The 19083-nt window shown below is 41.3% G+C and carries 14 protein-coding genes and 3 pseudogenes; 16 read left to right on the top strand and 1 reads right to left on the bottom strand.

Annotated features, from left to right (window positions below):
- From F7734_RS61455 to rppB, 3 genes and pseudogenes are all read left to right on the top strand, one after another.
- A pseudogene (locus F7734_RS61455) lies at positions 1-1062 on the top strand (glycosyltransferase); the annotation flags it as partial.
- Between the two features lie 214 nt (positions 1063-1276).
- On the top strand, positions 1277-1981 hold the full coding sequence (rppA, locus tag F7734_RS54310) for a two-component system response regulator RppA (protein WP_155752519.1): 705 nt from the start codon (positions 1277-1279) through the stop codon (positions 1979-1981).
- Entirely contained in the window at positions 1968-3269 is a 1302-nt protein-coding gene (gene rppB / locus F7734_RS54305) for a two-component system sensor histidine kinase RppB (protein ID WP_155752518.1), read from the top strand. Before rppA ends, rppB begins: the two co-directional genes overlap by 14 nt.
- Positions 3270-3386: 117 nt before the next feature.
- On the opposite strand, the gene F7734_RS54300 is transcribed toward rppB, so the two are convergent.
- Positions 3387-3644: a hypothetical protein gene (locus F7734_RS54300; RefSeq protein ID WP_243147570.1), complete on the bottom strand. Its 258-nt coding sequence runs from the start codon at positions 3642-3644 to the stop codon at positions 3387-3389.
- A 191-nt stretch (positions 3645-3835) separates the two neighbouring features.
- Between F7734_RS54300 and F7734_RS54295 the strand changes: the two genes are divergently transcribed.
- The 13 genes and pseudogenes from F7734_RS54295 (at position 3836) to F7734_RS54235 (ending at position 18960) form a co-directional block, all read left to right on the top strand.
- Positions 3836-4120, top strand: a complete 285-nt coding sequence (locus F7734_RS54295; protein ID WP_155752517.1) for a UPF0175 family protein — start codon at positions 3836-3838, stop codon at positions 4118-4120.
- 138 nt (positions 4121-4258) lie between these two features.
- Positions 4259-5353: a glycoside hydrolase family 3 protein gene (locus F7734_RS54290; RefSeq protein ID WP_155752516.1), complete on the top strand. Its 1095-nt coding sequence runs from the start codon at positions 4259-4261 to the stop codon at positions 5351-5353.
- 784 nt (positions 5354-6137) lie between these two features.
- A pseudogene (locus F7734_RS65870) lies at positions 6138-6272 on the top strand (transposase); the annotation flags it as partial.
- An 85-nt stretch (positions 6273-6357) separates the two neighbouring features.
- Positions 6358-6489: pseudogene (locus F7734_RS54280) on the top strand (transposase); the annotation flags it as partial.
- 311 nt (positions 6490-6800) lie between these two features.
- The gene (locus tag F7734_RS54275; RefSeq protein WP_155752515.1) at positions 6801-7589 is read left to right on the top strand and encodes an ATP-binding cassette domain-containing protein; all 789 of its coding nucleotides are present in this window, start codon (positions 6801-6803) and stop codon (positions 7587-7589) included.
- Between the two features lie 76 nt (positions 7590-7665).
- Positions 7666-8862 (top strand): acyl-CoA dehydrogenase family protein, encoded by a 1197-nt coding sequence (locus F7734_RS54270; protein ID WP_155752514.1) that lies wholly within the window; start codon positions 7666-7668, stop codon positions 8860-8862.
- Between the two features lie 116 nt (positions 8863-8978).
- Positions 8979-9395 carry a hypothetical protein gene (locus tag F7734_RS54265; protein ID WP_155752513.1) on the top strand — a complete coding sequence of 139 codons (417 nt, stop codon included), beginning with the start codon at positions 8979-8981 and terminating at the stop codon, positions 9393-9395.
- Between the two features lie 155 nt (positions 9396-9550).
- Complete coding sequence (locus F7734_RS54260; RefSeq protein ID WP_155752512.1) at positions 9551-10654, top strand: aliphatic sulfonate ABC transporter substrate-binding protein; 1104 nt, start codon at positions 9551-9553, stop codon at positions 10652-10654.
- A gap of 42 nt (positions 10655-10696) precedes the next feature.
- A complete protein-coding gene (locus F7734_RS54255) occupies positions 10697-11560 on the top strand; it encodes a TauD/TfdA family dioxygenase (protein ID WP_155752511.1) in 864 nt (287 codons plus the stop codon).
- A 604-nt stretch (positions 11561-12164) separates the two neighbouring features.
- Positions 12165-13310, top strand: coding sequence for an FMNH2-dependent alkanesulfonate monooxygenase (gene ssuD / locus F7734_RS54250; RefSeq protein WP_155752521.1), 1146 nt, complete (start codon positions 12165-12167; stop codon positions 13308-13310).
- An 8-nt stretch (positions 13311-13318) separates the two neighbouring features.
- The gene (gene ssuC, locus F7734_RS54245; protein WP_155752510.1) at positions 13319-14122 is read left to right on the top strand and encodes an aliphatic sulfonate ABC transporter permease SsuC; all 804 of its coding nucleotides are present in this window, start codon (positions 13319-13321) and stop codon (positions 14120-14122) included.
- Between the two features lie 165 nt (positions 14123-14287).
- Positions 14288-16135 (top strand): tetratricopeptide repeat protein, encoded by a 1848-nt coding sequence (locus F7734_RS54240; RefSeq protein WP_166482741.1) that lies wholly within the window; start codon positions 14288-14290, stop codon positions 16133-16135.
- A gap of 1298 nt (positions 16136-17433) precedes the next feature.
- Positions 17434-18960: an AAA family ATPase gene (locus tag F7734_RS54235; protein WP_243147571.1), complete on the top strand. Its 1527-nt coding sequence runs from the start codon at positions 17434-17436 to the stop codon at positions 18958-18960.
- Positions 18961-19083: the final 123 nt, after the last annotated feature.

Below are 19083 nucleotides of genomic sequence, written 5' to 3'. Positions count from 1 at the left end.
AAGGGGGACAGGGGGGACAAGGTAGACAAGGGGGAATCTTCTTCCTTGTCTACCCCCTCTTCCTTGTCTTCCTTGTCTTCCTTGTCTCCCTCCTTTCCCCATCCTCTTAAAACTTGGTTCCGAATTTATGCTGTTGCAATTGGTACGTTTGTTTCGGGCTTGGTTTGGTTACCAGTATTTTTACAGAATAGCTATGGTAATAAATTAACAGAGTGGATTCAAAGCCCTCAGCATGGAATGGCTTGGATAAATCCCATATTTCAATCTCTGGCTGCATGGATTACGATGATTTGCTTGTTACCTGTGGAAGCAGCAAATGTCGTCGTAATAATTATCTCCGGGCTGCTCATGCTGATTTTCTTTGTTTGGGTTGTACCAATCTTGCTTGATGGTTATAAGGTTCAACTCAAACAACGACAAACCTCTCTGATGACGCAGGTTTTTACAGTGTTCGTTGTGGGTGCGATCGCTTTATTTTTCATAATTACCTATTTTTTTGGTATTGATTTAACACGAGGTGCTCGTTATAACTTTGTCTACTTTCCGGCGGTGATAATTTTACTTGGAGCAAGTCTTGCAGTGTGTTGGCGTACCCAAGAAAAAGTGAGATGGGGAGTCAGTGGGAAACAAGCCGTAGCGATCGTTTTAGTGATGGGATTGGTAAGCGCTATGACTGTCACTTGCAATCTCGGTTACCAAAAGTACTATCGCCCAGATTTATTTGTACAAATTATCCAACAAACCTCTCGCGTACCCGTCTTAATTGCGACTACTCAAAAAACTCACGTACACATTGGAGAAATGATGGGGGTAGCAAGGGAGTTTAAGATTCAAAGTTTAGAATTAACTAATCCACAGTTTTTGCTAGCACATCAAGATGAAGATCCAAAAAGCTCTACCAATGCTTTACAAAATACTTTAAAGGTACTATCGCGTCCCTTTGATTTATGGGTAGTGAATTTTTATGCACCTCTACCAGAAGAAGTCAAAAATTGTGCTTTCCATAGTCCCTCTTTACCAGCAATCAATGGCTATGAATACAAACTGTATCACTGTAAGTAGATAGTGGTTAGTTGTTAGTGGTTGGTAGGGGCGCTCTTGCGCCGCGCCCGTACAGTTGTTAGTAGATATTAACAACCAACAACTAACAACCAACAACTAACAACTAACAACCAACAACAAACAACCAACAACTAACAACTAACAACCAACAACTAACAACTAACAACCAACAACCAACAACTAACAACCAACAACCAACAACTAACCAAATAACATGAGACTTTTACTAGTAGAAGATGAACCAGATTTAGGTGCGGCGATGAAGCGAGTTCTCAACCAGGAAAAGTATGTTGTAGACTGGGTTATGGATGGTTCTGAAGCATGGGATTATCTCGAACGCGGTTGGACGCAATATACTCTCGCTATCTTTGACTGGTTGCTTCCTGGATTGTCGGGCGTTGACTTGTGCAAGCGGTTGCGGGCTAAAAAGAATTCTTTACCTGTTTTGATGCTAACTGCTAAAGACAGTATGGAAGACAAGGTTACCGGGCTGGATGCAGGTGCAGATGATTATTTAGTAAAGCCCTTTGGTATGGCAGAATTGTTAGCAAGATTGCGGGCTTTGCAGCGGCGTTCTCCTCAGTTTCAACCCCAAAAATTACAAGTTGCCAATCTAACTTTAGATTATGGAAATCACACTGTTTACCGTTTGACATCAGATGGCAACAAAAAAGAAATTCTTTTAACAAATAAAGAATTTCAACTCTTAGAATATTTTATGAAGCATCCCAACCAAATCGTAACGACTGACCAAATTCGCAATCAGCTTTGGGAGGTGAATGCAGATACTATAAGTAATGTTGTTGCAGCACAAATGCGTCTGCTGAGACGACAATTAGCACAAGTCGATAGTACCCATATCATTGAAACGGTTCATGGTAAGGGTTACCGTCTCAATACAACTGATGAATCAACATAAGCTTTTTACTCAAACTCGTTTGCGGCTGGCTGGGTGGTATGCTGTAGTCATGGGCTTTATACTGAGTTTGTGCGGTTTGGGGGTATACGAAGCGATCGTTCACGCTCACTGGCAAACTTTAGATAGGGAATTGGAAGCTGTTGCTGGAACTTTGCACGATAGTATTGAAAATGAGTTGAAGCAACCAGAACGTCTCGAACCATCCGCCCGACAGCTTTTGCCAGAACGAGAAGCGAAACGCCACATTCTAGGTGCGGTTCACCACGGGAATTACTATGTCCGGTTGTTAGATCGTGCCGGACGGGTTGTTGCTACAGCTGGTTTTGAGCCTAAAGGGTTACCCGTAACGCCTGGTGAGATCGCTTGGCAAAATCTCAAAGATGCAAGCGGAAATCGCTATCATCAGATTTCTCTAGAGCTGCACACCAGGGATCATCAGATTTGGGGACATATGCAAATGGGGCGCAGTCTTCAAGATGTGGATCGCTACTTGGCTAATGTAAGGTTAGCTTTATTCTTGGGATTGCCAGTGGCGATGATTTTGGTAGGTGGTGCAAGCTGGTGGTTATCTGGATTGGCAATGCTACCAATATACAAATCTTACAGGCAAGTAGAACAATTTACGGCAGATGCAGCTCACGAGTTGCGAACACCTTTGGCTGCGGCACAAGCAACGGTAGAGTCTGCTCTTTTGATGAGTTATTTGGATGACAAAGAAGCACGGGATATATTAACAACTATACAGCGTCAGAACCAGCGTTTAACGACTTTGGTGACCGATCTGCTTCTGCTAGCTCGTATGGATAGACAAGTTGTGTCGGTAAAACAAGAGCGTTGTTGTCTGAATGATATTGTGAACGATTTAGTTGAGGAGTTGGCAGCATTGGCGATCGCATATAAAGTCGATTTGAAGTCAGAAGTCCGAAAAAAGCAACCTTTATATGCACTCGGTCATGAAGACCAAATTTATCGTTTGATTTCTAATTTGATTGTGAATGGCATTCAGTACACGCCAATTGGCGGTCAGGTTAAGGTTATTTTGGATAGCGATCGCTATCATGCCATAATTCAAGTTCAAGATAGTGGAATAGGTATTGCACCTCACGAACAAAAAAGAATTTTTGACCGTTTCTATCGAGTGAATAGCGATCGCTCCCGCAGCACGGGTGGCTCTGGATTGGGGTTAGCGATCGCCCGTGCGATCGTGCAAGCACACAAAGGTAGCTTGAGCGTGCAAAGCGAGTTGGGTAAAGGCAGCACTTTTACGATTTTATTACCTTTAATTTAACTCGAATTAAAAACTACAATTTTAAATCATCAGGAGACAAGGTTTGTTTGTAGATTTTTGAAATTATTTCGGCGATTGATATTCGTGCTGATTTTTTAGATTTGAGAATTTTTTTTGCTATTTCAATTGCTTGACTGTAACTGGGTACAGATTTGATAACAAAATCAGAACTTCGTCCGCAAGCAAAGCCCGCCCCCCCATCTGTCTGAGGACTTTTCTCGCTGTTTCAATTTGATACCAATGCTTGTCAATAGCTGTGAGAGTCGGTAGCGAGACAAGCTGGTCATAATCTGCCATTACGGACAAGTTAAACAAGTCCAAACGGGCAAAATAATAGTCATTAGAGTAAATTTGCCCCTCTTTTAGGGCGCTCATCGCTTCTGAGTGGTTAAATTTGAAGGTGTAAAAGTTGTCCATGGGGCTGAGAATTGAGTTAGAGCTAGACTTGTATAGTTGTTAGGATGGAAAATGACAGTAACACAAAAACCACAACGTTTTGGAAACCATCTGATTGTTGGTATTTCCGGAACTACGCTCAATGATGATAATTTTAATAGTGTAAGAAGATGACGCAGATTCAGATTGCTTTACCAGATGATATCGCTCATTCCCTAGAAAGCAAATGGGGTAACCTAGAACGGAAGTTGCTGGAAATACTTGTGATAGAAGCTTATATAGACGGTTCCATTAGTGTGGGGAAGGTGCGAGAGTTACTCGGAATGTCTACCCGCTTGGAAGTTGACGCATTTCTCAAAGCAAAACTTGTTGATTTACAATATGATGAATCTGATTACAGGCGCGATCGCCAAACTCATGAGCAACTACGACAAGAAGGGAAGTTGAACTATTAATGATTGTAGTGTCAGATACATCACCTATTTGTTATCTTTTACCAGCTAAAAATTAAATTTACATACCTTAATTAAATCGCGTCTTTGTAGGATGGGCGTTCTGACCCATCCTCACATATAAAGTTGTTAGGAGGGAAAATGCTAGGAACACAAACACCACAATGTTTTGGAAATCATCTGATTGTTGGTATTTCCGGAACTACACTCAATGATGACGATAAACGTATACTGAATGAGTTAAAACCGATTGGAGTTATTTTCTTTCAAAAAAACTTCCGTTACGATGCTCCCTATGAAGTTTGGTTGCAAAGCTTTAGTGAGTTGATAGACCAAATAAAGCTGTACAGCGATCGCGATTCGATGTTCCTCACTCTAGATCATGAAGGTGGTCGAGTCCATCGCACGCCACCACCTCTAACCCGATTTCCTCATGCCTTACTTTACAAATCTAAATCTCGTGAAATCGCAGCAGCCACAGGAATAGAACTGAAATCTTTGGGTATTAATGTCTCTTGGTCTCCTGTCGCTGATATTTTCTCCAATCCTAACAACCCAATTATTGGACCTCGCGCTTTTGGAGAAACTCCGCAAATTGCCGCACAAGGTGTTATTGACTACTACCTTGGTTTGAAAGACTCAGGAATCATTGGATGTGCCAAACATTTCCCAGGTCATGGAGACACCAGCACTGATTCTCACTTAGAGTTACCCACCCTTGATTTATCTGTAGAGGAACTGCGAAATCGCGAACTTATCACCTTTAAAGCACTGATTGAAAAGCAAGTTCCCATCATGATGACTGCTCATATCTTGTTTTCCAAAATAGATCCAAATGTCCCTGCTACGCTATCAAAACCTATCTTGCACAGCATTCTTCGAGAAGAACTGGGTTTTGAGGGGGTAGTTGTGTCTGACGATTTGGACATGAAAGCTGTTTCAGATATGTATACTCAAAATGGAACGGTGGCACAAACTTTTCATGCTGGCTGCGATCTATTTATTGTATCTCGCAACCTTCCTTCCTCATCCTCAGAACGAATCCACAAGATTGCTGGAGATTTTTCAGACTCTCTTGAGAGTGGTAGTCTGTCTGAATCGGTAGTTGAAGCATCTCGAGTGAGAATTGAGAAACTACTAGCTGCAACTCCACAATACAAACCCTATTGTCTCGATCGCAATACACTTTTACAACACTCTGAACTTGCGATCGCTTGCTCGTTCCAATCCAATTGAGAATGCAAAACACTTATTAAACAACAAATAAAACAGCTATCGTGGGTTTGGATCGTGAAAAGTTGCGCTGTTGTTAATGCTGTTTTGTAATAGCGCAAATCCATCTCAACACCAAGCTCTTGATAGCTACCAAACCCAGCAGCAATATCTGGATTACGTATATTGAAAAATACACCGTAACCCATGATTTGCTTGTCACACTTAAACTTAATTACTGTACGTTCGCTTATTTCGAGAGCCAGAGGGGAATTAAAGCCTTGATGCAAAAGGAAAAAGGAGATTTTTAAGTAAGCCGTTATTTGTCAGTCAAATTTATGACCATCACAGAAGGCTTCCAGAGGCGGTCAATTGGGCATAGGGATAGCATCAATCATAAAAATGGCCAAAAGCTCAGTGGGAGACAAAAATCCCTGAATCGATTGCATCGCCACCGATTATAAGCCCTGTAAAGCTTAAATAAAGCTTGCTCTTTAAAAATGAGCGAACGTACAGTAATTACTCCCGAATATTTTTTCTTTAAAGTCTAAAATAGTGTATTAATAATCACGTAAAAGCTTAATAATTATATCTTCCTATTGGTCATATAACATTTCCTGCCAATAAGTAAAAATTAGAGATTAAGGTTTGTAATCTAAATTGTTGTCTACCCTGCACCTGCTATGATTGCCCCGTAAGTCTTGTTGCAGGGTTTTTTTCTCTGTTTAATATACTAAACACTGTATTATTGCTAACACAAAAAGTTAATAATATATCTGTCTGATGGTTTGGAGAAAAAGCTTCAAATAATGCAAAGAAGTATTATGCAAAGCTAGCAAAGTATCACAAACGCATAGCTGACAAACGCATTGATTTTTTGCACAAAACAACTACGGGCATTTGTCAAAAGTACGCTCACACTAAAATTGAAGATTTGAATGTGAGTGGAATGATTGCTAACTCTAAACTGTCGGCAGCAGTTAGTGATGTTGGCTTTTATGAGTTTCGCAGACAAATGGAGTATAAAGCTCGTCGAGCGAACCTTGGGCTGGCTGACTTGGTGTCGAAGGTTGAACAAAGACTACGAGCTACTGCCTGAAACCGCAGAGACGTTTGTTTACATTGCCATGATTCGCATCATGGTGAGGCGATTAGCATAAAATCTTACCCTCCATAACTTTTCAAACATCCTCTTAGGATGTCTGGTTAACAGTGTACTGGCTCTTGGTTTGAAAGGCGATATTGCAGGTGGCAAAGGCAGTCAAATGCGTTTAGTTGCTGGTTACTTCATGGCTTTTTGAGAGACTGTTTGTAATTTTTTACAAACTACACTTGCTTTTGCTATAAAACTATGCAAAATTATTAGAAACAAATTACGGTAACCTTATCAAATAACCGTAGATTGCAAGCTTAATAACATAGCAACTGACATAGAGTATACACGGTCTAATTATTGGAGGTCTTTGTTGAAATGGATTTTGAAACCCGTGGAATGCATTTAAAACTGGAAAGACTAAAGAAGTCCTTTGGAACCAAAACAGTCTTAAGAGGCTTGGATTTGGATATCATGCCAGGAGAGTTTGTAGCCATTGTAGGTCGCAGTGGGTGTGGAAAGAGTACAATGCTACGCCTAATTGCAGGGCTAGATGCTCCAACTACAGGGAGAGTGTATTTAGATGGGAATCAATCGCACGGTCGCCTCAATTCAAAAGTGCGAATGATGTTTCAGGATGCGCGTCTTTTGCCTTGGCAACGGGTGCTGGCAAATGTGGAAGTGGGTTTGTTTAATTCTAAATCTAAAGTGTATGCAAAGCAGACCGCCTTGCACGTTCTTCGATGTGTAGGACTTGAAGATCGCGCTCATGAATGGCCTGCGGTACTTTCCGGGGGACAGCGCCAACGGGTAGCTTTGGCAAGAGCGTTAGCTGGAAAGCCCTCGTTATTGCTTCTAGATGAACCTCTTGGAGCCTTAGATGCTCTAACTCGTATCGAAATGCAGCAATTGCTAGAGGATTTGTGGCAAGAACAGAAATTTACTACCATCTTGATTACCCACGATGTCGAAGAAGCAGTAGTTTTGGCAGATCGAGTGGTGTTAATTGAAGATGGGGCGATCGCAATGGATCAAAGAATTGCCCTTCCTCGTCCCAGAGCAAGAGGAAACCCAGTTTTTGCTCAGACTGTAGAACACATTCTGCAACGTGTCATGAACAAGCAGGAACAGAAAAGCGATCGCGAGCTAGTAGAAGTGATTCATTAGCTTCACAAGACCGAGAGAGAAAGAGTGATACCCGATGCCTAATAACCAGTCATTATAATAAGAGAGGAATTGGTGAATGGTTCAACTCCTAGACACTAAAGAGCTTCAAAAAGCCCAAGATTGGATTGCAATTGCTTCTTCTTTATCTCAGGAACTTGCTAAAACAGCAGTTGAGCGAGATACCCGAGCGGGAACTCCAGATATAGAAGTGCAGCGACTGCGTGAAACTGGTTTATTGCCCCTGATAGTTCCAAAAGAATATGGTGGTATTGGGGCTACTTGGGTAGAAGCTTTGAAAATAGTCCAAGAACTTTCTAAGGCTGATGGATCTATTGGACAGCTGTATGGTAACCATCTAAATCTCACAGCTTTAAGTCATGTTGCTGGTACGCCCGAACAAAAAGACAGGTATTATCGGGAAACTGTACAAAAGAATTTATTTTGGGCTAATGCTATCAACACGCGTGACACTCGGCTAAAAATTAGTCCGGATGGCGAGCATTTTCGTGTTGATGGTGTGAAAAGTTTTGGCACTGGAGTTGGGATCTCTGATTTGCGAGTGTTTGCTGCTGTTCAAGATGGTGTTGAAGTGCCCCTCACTTTTGTGATTCCTAAAGATAGAGAAGGCTTAGAGTCTCTTCAAGATTGGGATAACTTTGGACAGAGGCGAACAGATAGCGCTACTTTTACATTTCATAATGTTTTGGTCTACAACAATGAAGTTTTGGGATATCCTACTCCTCCTGACAATGCTTTTGCTACATTTTTGGGAATCATCGCTCAATTAACAAAAACCTATGTATATCTTGGTATAACTGAAGGAGCTTTTACAGCAGCAAAACACTATACATCAACTCAGACAAAGCCTTGGATTACTTCAGGGGTAGAGAGTGCGACATTAGATCCTTATATTTTGCACAACTACGGTGAATTTTGGACAAAACTTCAAGCTGCCACTACCTTAGCCGATCGCGTTGCTTTACAAGTCCAGCAAGCCTGGGATAAAGGAGTTGAGTTAACGAATCAGGAACGGGGGGAAGTTGCGATCGCAGTTTTTTCTGCCAAAGCCTTTGCGACTACAGTAGGGCTAGAGATAGTAACTAATATCTTTAACGTTACGGGTACTCGGTCTACTGCCAATCAATACGGCTTTGACCGTTATTGGCGGGATTTGCGTACCTTTACCCTTCACGATCCAGTAGATTACAAGTTTCGCGATATAGGAAATTGGGTACTAAATAATGAGTTACCAGTCATTACTCAATACAGTTAACAGTGACCAGTAATCAGTGAGCAGTGACCAAGCCATAACTTTTTCCTTTGCTCTTCCAACAAAGGGTGGCTTAAAACCACCCTTTTTCCTACATTTTAATTTTCTTTAACTGAATCATGGTAGCCTCCTCTAGTTTTTTAGAATTGCAAAAACTTTCTAACAAAAAGTCACAATTGACTAAGAACCAAGTTGTACTTAGCCCAATAGACGATCTGTCCGAAAAGACAGAAATAGAAGAAATAGAAGACACTTCTTCCTACGCTCGCATTGATAATACAAACTCAATGTACCAGGTAGGGTTAGGTAATCTCACTCTTTTCTTGTTTGACAATAATCCCAAGTCTTTACAAAACAAATTGTCAAAAGAGTTAGCGAGCTTTTCTATCGATAAGAAGGAAGATTGTGGAATGAATTTCATCTTTAGCATCTCACTTTTAGTGATGCTAGGCTGTTTCATTGCACCTCTTGCAATACCAGGATTGAGCGAACAAAGTCAATCCTTAAGAAAGTCAGATATAGTCATTAGTCATTAACTCGATTTTTATGTATTTAAAATTATTTATAGAAAAAAAAATGAAGTAATCGAGTGAAAAGCTACGTACTTATGAATGTCAAAGTTAGGAATTATTAATGACCCAGTAATTTTGCCCGATTGTTTTGAAGCCCTTATATTGAGATTGAGTTCAGTATGCAAAATTTGAAAAAAAAGTTTAGCTCCCGGCGCACTTCGCGAGTCACCCGTCGTTCCCTACTTTTTGGATTTGGTTATAGCCTATTACTCTCTACAACTTTGTTAGGTTGTAGCTCGCAACCACCAACAACAACTCAACAACAAGTATCAGCAACCAATACCAGCGCTCAGAAAGTTACTGAGAGTAGCAGCAGTAAAGTCATACGTATTGTTCGTTCAAAACAACTTACGCCTTTAGCAGTTTTAGAAAAGCAAGGTAGTTTAGAAAAAAGATTGGAACCTGAAGGCGTCAAAGTCGTATGGTCAGAGTTTGCAGCAGGACCGCAACAACTAGAAGCCCTCAACGCAGGTTCTCTTGATATTGCTTCGACTGCTGAATCACCTCCAGTTTTTGCTCAAGCAGCAGGAACACCGCTTGTCTATCTCGCGACAACTCCTTTTAATGGTAGAACAGTTTCGCTACTAGTTCCTACTAATTCTCCTGCGAAAAAAATTGCCGATTTAAAGGGAAAAAAAATAGCCTTTCAAAAAGCATCCATTGGTCACTATCTCTTAGTAAAAGCACTGGAAAAAGACGGTTTAAAACTGAGCGATGTCGTATCTACCTATTTGCCACCACCTGATGCTAATGTGGCATTTAGTCAGGGAAAAGTAGATGGTTGGTTTATTTGGGAACCATTTGTCACAAGAACTGAACAGAAGAAAATAGGTCGCGAGTTATTACACGGTGGTGAGTTAAGGGATACGGGTAACTTCTACTCCACATCACGTAAGTTTTACCAAGAAAACCCAGAACTTATCAAAATATTTTTTGAAGAACTGCAAAAAGCAGAAGTCTGGTCTAAAAGCAATCGTAAAGAAATGGCACAACTTCTTGCTCCAGTGACTCAACTAGATGTTCCGACACTAGAGAAAATGCACGGAAAATATGAATGGGGGTTAAAACCAATTACCGAACAAGTTATCAACAAGCAACAAGAGGTTGCAGATATGTGGTACAGTCAGGGCTTGATACCTAAAAAAGTCAATGTAAGAGATGGCTTTCTCAGTCCTGACGAATACGCTAAAATCACTCCTCAAGAAGTTTTAGCAAGACAGTAAAGAGTTATGAGTTGACAGATCGTCAAAATAGGGAAATATATCATGCCTGCATTGACATTAACAGAATTTAAAATCACTCCCCTAGATGCTCCTTTAGGTGCTGTAGTCACTGGATTAGATGCTAGTAAACCTGTTGTACCAGAGGTGATATTACAACTCAAACAAGCGTTGCGCGATCGCCATATTCTGATTTTTAAAAATCAGAACCTTACTGATGACGAACTCTTAAATTTTGCTTTTTATTTTGGTTCTCTGTTCATCCCACCAGACGACATTCCAGTACTGGCTTCTGAGCCTGGGGTTACTCCAGTTGTCATTCCCATTTCTAATGTAGATGGTGGATACACTGGTACTGGCGAACTTGCTTTCCATTCAGATCATCATTGGACTCCTTATCCTTCAAGTGGGTCATTGCTCCACGCTCTTGAAGTCCCTCCTGAAGGTGGAGATACTTACTGGTTAAATCTCAATTTGGCTTATGAAGAGTTAGATGAAGCAACAAAGCAACGAATTGCTAAGTTACAGTTGATTACATACAACCCGTTCTTAAGAGACCGCGATCGACCAAAATCAAAGTACCGTTTTGATAAGAGTATCCCCCTCATTAGCCCTGTTTTTCCCCATCCTTTAGTTAGAACTCACCCTGAATCTGGAAGAAAAATCCTTTACCTAGGCTATACCACAGAGGTTGAAATTGTGGGCTTAGATCCACAAGAAGGGTCAGAACTGATTGAACAATTGAGACAACATCTCAATCAGCCCCAGTTTTACTACAAACATAAATGGTCTGTAGGCGACATTGTTTATTGGGATAACCAAGCTACGTTACATTACCGTCAAGCATTCGATCCAAGCTATCGACGTGTCATGAAGCGAGTCAGTCTTGCTGGTAGTCGTCCTTTTTAAGGTAGGAATACAATGATTGCCAAATTTGTTCAGTACAAGTTGGACTTACCCCCCTTAATCCCCCCTTATAAAGGGGGGAAATTGAATTTCCAGTTCCCTCCCCTTTACAAGGGGAGGGCTAGGGTGGGGTAAAACTAACACTAGAACTTCGATCTATTAACTATTTCAAACTTGTGTGTACACCATAGCCTTCAATAAGAGAGCTATGTGTAACCCCTAACAAAACTAAACGAAAGTGAGGAGATCGGCAAAAATTATGGATGAGCAGTTTTTACAACAACGACGCAAATTTTTAAAAAACTTCACACAATACTCTTTATTAGGATTATCTAGTTTTTCAGTTACCCTTATTGGGGATTTTCTAGAGAAAGCGCAAGCCCAAACAAAACCTTCTGGATTTAAAACAAATGTAGTCCGAATGGGCTATCAAACTTCTGGGGATATTGTTAGGCTCAAAGGAGTTTTAGAACCACGTCTTCAAGCTTTAGGAGTTGCTGTAGACTGGGCACCATTTCCAGCAAGTTCTACCTTGTCTACCCCCTCTCCCTTGTCTCCCCAATCCCCAATCTCTAAATCTAGAAGTAAACAGGGGAAGGATAACATAATGGTAGATGTTTTTTGGTACTTACCAACTCAAGGGGATGAACGCTACTTAGGTACAAAAATTGGTAGAAGGGACGCGACGTATCCTTATATGTCTCAAATCGCTCAAGCTGTCGATCAACTCGGTTATGGAGGGATGTTGATTGGAACGGGACAAAAACAAGATACTTGGATTGTTGCTGCTTCTTTAATTCCTGTTACGCAACGTTTGCGGTTTCTCGTAGCTTTTCGTCCATCTATTATGTCACCCTCCTTATCTGCAAGGATGGCGGCTACTTTTGACCAAATTTCTCAGGGGAGAATTATCCTGAATGTGGTGACTGGTGGTAATGCAGAAGAATTGGCTAAGGATGGGGTGTTTTTATCTCATGATGAGCGTTATGAATTGACTGATGAATTTTTGACTGTTTGGCGATCGCTCATGCATGGAGAAACGGTACACTTTAGTGGTCGTCATTTGAAGATTGAAGGAGCAAAACTTCAATTTCCTCCCGTACAAAAACCTCATCCAACTTTATATTTTGGTGGTTCTTCAGATGCAGCAATTGAAGTAGCAGCAAAACATATTGACGTGTATTTAACTTGGGGTGAACCACCACAACAAGTTGCTGAAAAAATAGCTAAGGTGCGGCGATTAGCAGCAGGAAATGGCAGAACTGTAAGGTTCGGTATTCGTTTACACGTTATTGTTAGAGAAACAACCCAACAAGCTTGGGATGCTGCTAACGATTTAATTAAATATTTGGATGGCAAAACTATAACTACAGCCCAAGAAAAGTTTGTGCGATCGCAATCCGAAGGTCAACGCCGCATGGTAGAACTCCACAAAGGCAATCGCGAGCAACTGGAAATTAGCCCCAATTTATGGTCGGGTATTGGCTTAGTACGTGGGGGTGCAGGGACTGCTTTAGTAGGAAATCCTGACACAGTTGCTGCACGAATGCTGGAATACACTGACTTAGGAATTGATACCTTTGTGTTATCCGGGTATCCTTCTTTAGAAGAAGCTTATCGAGTTGCTGAATTAGTATTTCCACGCCTACCTTTAAGCTCTCTTCCCACTGTCATATCGCAATCTGAATTCGATCCTGACAACGAATTCGCCTCCGCATCTAATTTATTGCAACCACAACCAACAGCTTCCTAGAGGTAACCATGACACTCGCACTCAGATTAAAATCCGATTTTTGGAAAAACCGACACATTCAATCCATCATTCCTTGGGGCGTACCTATACTCATACTAGTCGTTTGGCAATTTTTATCCACAATAGGAGTCATCCCTGCTAGAATTTTACCCGCTCCTTTAGGTGTAGTCGGTGCTGCTATTCAACTTGCTAAAAGTGGCGAACTGTTCAGAAATATTAGTATTAGCGCACTTCGAGCTATATCAGGCTTCATAGTTGGTGGAGGTATTGGGTTTTCTTTGGGCTTGCTTAATGGTATCTCCCCTATTGCAGAAAAGTTATTAGACACTTCGCTTCAGATGCTCCGCAACATTCCCAATTTGGCTTTAATTCCCTTGGTGATTTTATGGTTTGGGATTGGGGATGAAGCCAGACTATTTCTCGTATCTTTGGGTGTCATGTTTCCCATTTACTTGAACACATTTCACGGGATTCGTAGCGTTGACCCAGGTTTAATTGAAATGGGTAGAGTGTACGGTCTAAATCCTTGGGCTTTGTTCTGGCGAATTATTCTTCCTGGGGCAATGTCTTCAATCCTAGTTGGTGTACGCTTTTCACTCGGAATCATGTGGCTGACTCTGATTGTAGCTGAGACAATTGCAGCTGATTCTGGGATTGGTTACATGGCAATGAATGCCAGAGAATTTATGCAAACAGACGTGGTAGTACTCAGTATCTTGTTATACGCCCTCTTTGGTAAGTTAGCAGATGTGGTTGCTAGATCGTTAGAAAGATATTGGTTGCAATGGCATCCCAACTATCAAAATGTTTAGGCACAAACATTGCCGAGCGATAATTTATCCCCCTTCCCTGTAGAGACTAGCCATGCTAGTCTTGTTGTATTTGCTACAATTAGCAAGTTGAGGAGAACCTGATGATGAATAGCACGATTATGGAGAATTAGTTCATAATTGTTTTAATGCTTTCAGGTTGCTACAGTGTCTGACTCTTTGCCATTGCGCGATCGCTACTTCGCTTTAATCGACGAAATTGTCCAAAGCACCCTTAAGGGCAAGATTAGCTCTCAAGAGCAAGTGTATCAAATGTTGCTCAAGGGTGTGACTGCGGGAACAGGAGAAGTTTTTGAGTTGGTTTTGAGCGATCGCCTCAACTCCACCCAGCAACAAGTGGATACGGAAAAGGACGAACTCAAGCAAGCTAAGGCAACCCGCAGTCTCAGGGCAATGAAGACTATTCAGAGTCAATGGCAACGCGCCGAGCAGCAAAACAAAGTCGCAGAGGCTATTACTTCTGCAGTCAGAGAAATTACTTTGGCTGATTCAAGTGAGCGTTTAGCCGCATTCTTAAGAGCAAGCGATCCCAATCGGAAAAATCCCCTCACCTTACAGCAAATCCAACAAGTCTCAAAATCCCTACAGCAATTTGCTCAAGCCAATCCTGATTTTCAGCAAATTTCAGAAGGCATTACCCGTGGTGTTACATCTTGGCAACGGCTACAGGATCATTTGATTAGCTGGATGTACGAACAAAGCCGAGGAACACTGGGATTTGGAGGTGTACCCGGAGAAAAAGGTCCTTGGGCAACTTGGGCAAAGCAGGTAAACAGTCAAATACCCCAAGCACTGTTTCGTACCTTAGCTATGGAACAATCTGCTATTGATTTTGCCCAACAAAGAAGTGGTATGAGCCTCAGTGATTGGGTAGAAATTGCAGTGATTTTGCAATCCCTACAAAGAGGGTTAGTAAATTGGTTTGACCAACAACCCTACAATGTAAAAGCTGGATCGAATTTGTCAATTTCAACTTACTTAACTTTTGCGGTCATTTGGAGTTTACTCGCAAACGGTTTTAGTAATACTGCGCCCTTGTATAGCGCGGCTTGTCATCAAGTTATGCTCCAGATTTTACGAACCTTTGCACAACGCCCGTATTTTCCCCTATATGGAGGAATTTTTGCTTCCTTCTCTGGTAGCTATTTACGGGATGCCTTAGATTATTTGAATGAACCACTGCAACAAACAGAAGGAACTCAAGAAAAAGCCAGAATTTTGACACTTTTAGGTTATTCTCAGCGTGCAATGGGGCAGTATCGGCGTTCCTCAGAGTTTCACACTGCTGCACTGGAAATAGCTCGCAATGCAGGCGATCGCGCTTGTGAAATCGCCAATTTCAATCACCTCAGCCGCACTTGTGTTGCAGAAAAAATGTATGCAGAGGCAATTAATTACAGCCAACGGGCATTAATACTGAGCCGTCAGACAGGCGATCGTACAGGGGAAGCAAATGCTCTGGTGAATTTAGGTTATAGCGAAGTCATGCAAGCACAGCAGACAGAACAAACAGAACCAGAAACCTATGAAATGGCGATTAACTATTTGCAACAAGGCTTAGCATTATCAGAGAGATTGGGCGATTTACAAAGTAAAGCTTTGTGTTTCAGCAGTTTAGGTATTGCTTACTTAGTCATTGGACAACCACAAGCAGCAATTAAACATTTAGAAGACGGCTTGCAAACAGCACAAATCTCTGGTGATTTATACCTTCAAGGTTTAAATTTAGCTAATTTAGCAGAAGCTTACTATCAACTGCAAAATCAAGAAAAAGCAGTTTATACTGGTGTTCTGGGAATGTATTTGTTAAATCAAATTGCCTCAAATGAGTGGCGAAAAACAGCAGGTTTACTCACAATTTTGCAAGGACAGGTAGGGGCAGAAGCATTCAGTCAGATACTACAGCAAAATCGTTCTAAAATTATTTCTGTCATTGGAGTAGATGGTTACGATTACATTCCACAATTGTTAGATGAATACAGGCAAAGTATGTAATTGTTCAGTGACCAGTGACCAGTAACCAGTGGCTAGTAGGGTGGGCATTGCCAACCAAAAATATTAAACTCAACGGTTATTGCTAACAATGCTCCATATCTACAGGTTTGACTTGGGCATCACTAGTTGGCAAAGTGGATAGAGTTTTTGGTTGGTAAAATTATACTAGTGCAATGGAAGCCATAAGTATTTATTTCAAAAATGCAGATGAATACAACATAACAGTAGTTGTGTCGTCTCTTGTCCTGGCCGAAAATTTTGATGCTGTGTTTGCGTCTTCTGTAATAATTTAAGCGCCGATATCCTTCAATAGTAAGATTTTGAAAAGAACTCATAATGTATATCTTTTTGCAACCGTTATAAATATTTCAACTTAAAAAAACCTAAAATGTTTGTAGTTGCCCTATCTTCGCTGTTCGCGTATAACAATCCTGCGGCAACGCGTAATATGCCAATGCAGGAGGCATAGCGCGGCGTTAGTCATAGTGCAACCACGAGCCTAAAAGTATCTTACAGTTAATTTGTTTGAGCTACTGGGTAGCTATTACTTTTTACCATCTACACTTTCTTATTACTGCTTGCTTTAATGCCATAGATTAGTTTAGCAGTAGAAGCAGATTCTTAATTGAGGGTAAAAATGCATTTAGAGACAGAAAGAATTTTTAGAGGTTTAAAAAGTTTCAATGCCGATCTTCCTAACGAGCAAAAGGTCTGGAACCATCCTTCATGTAGTTATTACTGAGATAGCTAGAGGGACTTATTGATATCTTTAAGCTTACAAAGTAGTGCTAACGATTGCTATCTTTGTAGAAATGATTTACACATTAGTTAGAGCAATTAGAGCTTATCAACTGACTGATTGATTTTAACTAGCTTGTAAGAAAGATGTTTTGCCACCATACGAACCAATACTGCTCGGATAAAAATTTTTGTAGGTTGGGTAAACCCGTGTGTGAAACCCAACAAATGCTCGTAAATGTTGGGTTTCGTTCCTCAACCCAACCTACACATTTTCGTGTTTTTAGGCTTAACCGAGTAGTATTGCCATACGCTACGCACAACATCTAGACAAAACCGATTAACTAGAGTATTTTAATAAGTACAAATGTTCTAAAACACTGGGGGCATGAGTGAGGCACAACTCATGTCTTGTCTAACGACTCTGACTGCATACTATGGAAATCAATAACTAGGGTAGGGCGCGATCGATGACGAATTCTCGGCAAAATGGAGCTGACAATGCCATCAGTGACGGTGAAAAAAAATTACATATCGCTCTTGTAGAGCAACTGGATTTGATGCTTCGCGCCCGCTATCCCCTACTGTACATTATTGCAGTGGAAGAGGAACCTGTTGAGGAAGCTTTGTTACAAGTCGCTTCACGTTCTCAACCCGCTCGTCAACTGTTGTTTTGGGACGTTGTACGTGGTTGGGGGGACAATGCTACAGATAAAGGTTCAGTGATGGCAGCACTTTCACGAATCGCCAAAACTGACGATAAGCAATCTGTCATCTTTGTACTGCGCGATTTGCACCCGTTTATCAAAAGCCCTACTAGTGAAAGAAATGCCCCTATTATGCGCGAGTTACGAAACTTGGCACGGGAGTTAAAGCGATCGCGCAACACTTTAATATTACTTAGCAACACTCTAGAACTTCCCACTGAGTTACAAGAAGAAGTGACAGTGGTTGATTTTCCCTTACCTGACACCTCAGAAATTGATTATCTCATCCAGAAGTTAGTCGTACCAGAAAAACTCAAGGTGACTGGTTTGGCGAGAGAACAACTAGTCAAAGCCTGTCAAGGTTTAAGTCGCACGCGGATTCAGAGAGTTTTAGCAAAAGCTCTAGCAGCAAAACAGCAGGTGAATGAGTCTGATATTGGTGGTGTTTTGGAAGAAAAAAAGCGAACGATCCGCCAGACAGGAATTTTGGAGTTTTTCACACCACAAGAATCTCTCAAGCGAGTAGGTGGATTGGATCAACTCAAGCAGTGGGTGCAGTTACGACAAGATACTTTTACGGAAGAAGCAAGACGCTATGGAATACCGAACCCTAAAGGTATTTTACTTGTAGGAATTCAAGGGACGGGTAAGTCCTTATCAGCCAAAACCATTGCCCATGAATGGCGATTACCCCTCTTACGTTTGGATTCTGGACGTTTATTTGGCGGAATTGTGGGGGAAAGTGAAAGCCGAGTGCGGCAAATGATTCAGGTAACAGAAGCAATGGCTCCTTGCGTGCTATGGATTGATGAAATTGATAAAGCATTTGGCAACATTACGAGTGGAATTGATGGAGATTCCGGAACTTCTCGGCGCGTATTCGGCAATTTGATCACTTGGATGCAGGAAAAGACTTGCCCCGTGTTCATTGTGGCAACAGCTAACAACGTGCAAATTTTACCTGCAGAGTTACTGCGAAAAGGGCGATTTGATGAAATTTTCTTTTTGAATTTACCAACAGAAGTAGAACGCCAAGATATTTTTAAAGTTCATTTGCAACGGCTGCGTCCAAACCGTCTGAGAGAATTTAATTTGTCTTTATTAGCCAAACAGACAAATAATTTCAGTGGTGCAGAGATTGAACAGGTAATTGTAGACGCCATGCACATAGCATTTTCAGGTAAAGAAAGCGGACACAGACGAGACTTTACAACAGAGGATATTTTACGTGCGATCGAGCAAACAGTTCCTTTAGCATCCATAGCTCGCGAACAAATTGAAGGCTTAAAGCAATGGGCAGCACGGGCAGGAGCAAGAACGGCTTCAAATGACATACAACTAGTAGAGGAGTTAAAGCAATGGTTAATTGCTAATGGCTAATGGCTAATTGCTAATGGATAATGGCTAATTGCTAATGGCTAATTGATAATGGCTAATGGCTAATTGCTAATGGCTAATGACAAATGACCAATGACAATTGACCAATGACACACTTCACTGTTT

The organism is Scytonema sp. UIC 10036, from assembly GCF_009725235.1.
The sequence above is the reverse complement of the archived record's forward strand: the minus strand, read 5'-3'. Positions and strand labels throughout refer to the sequence as shown.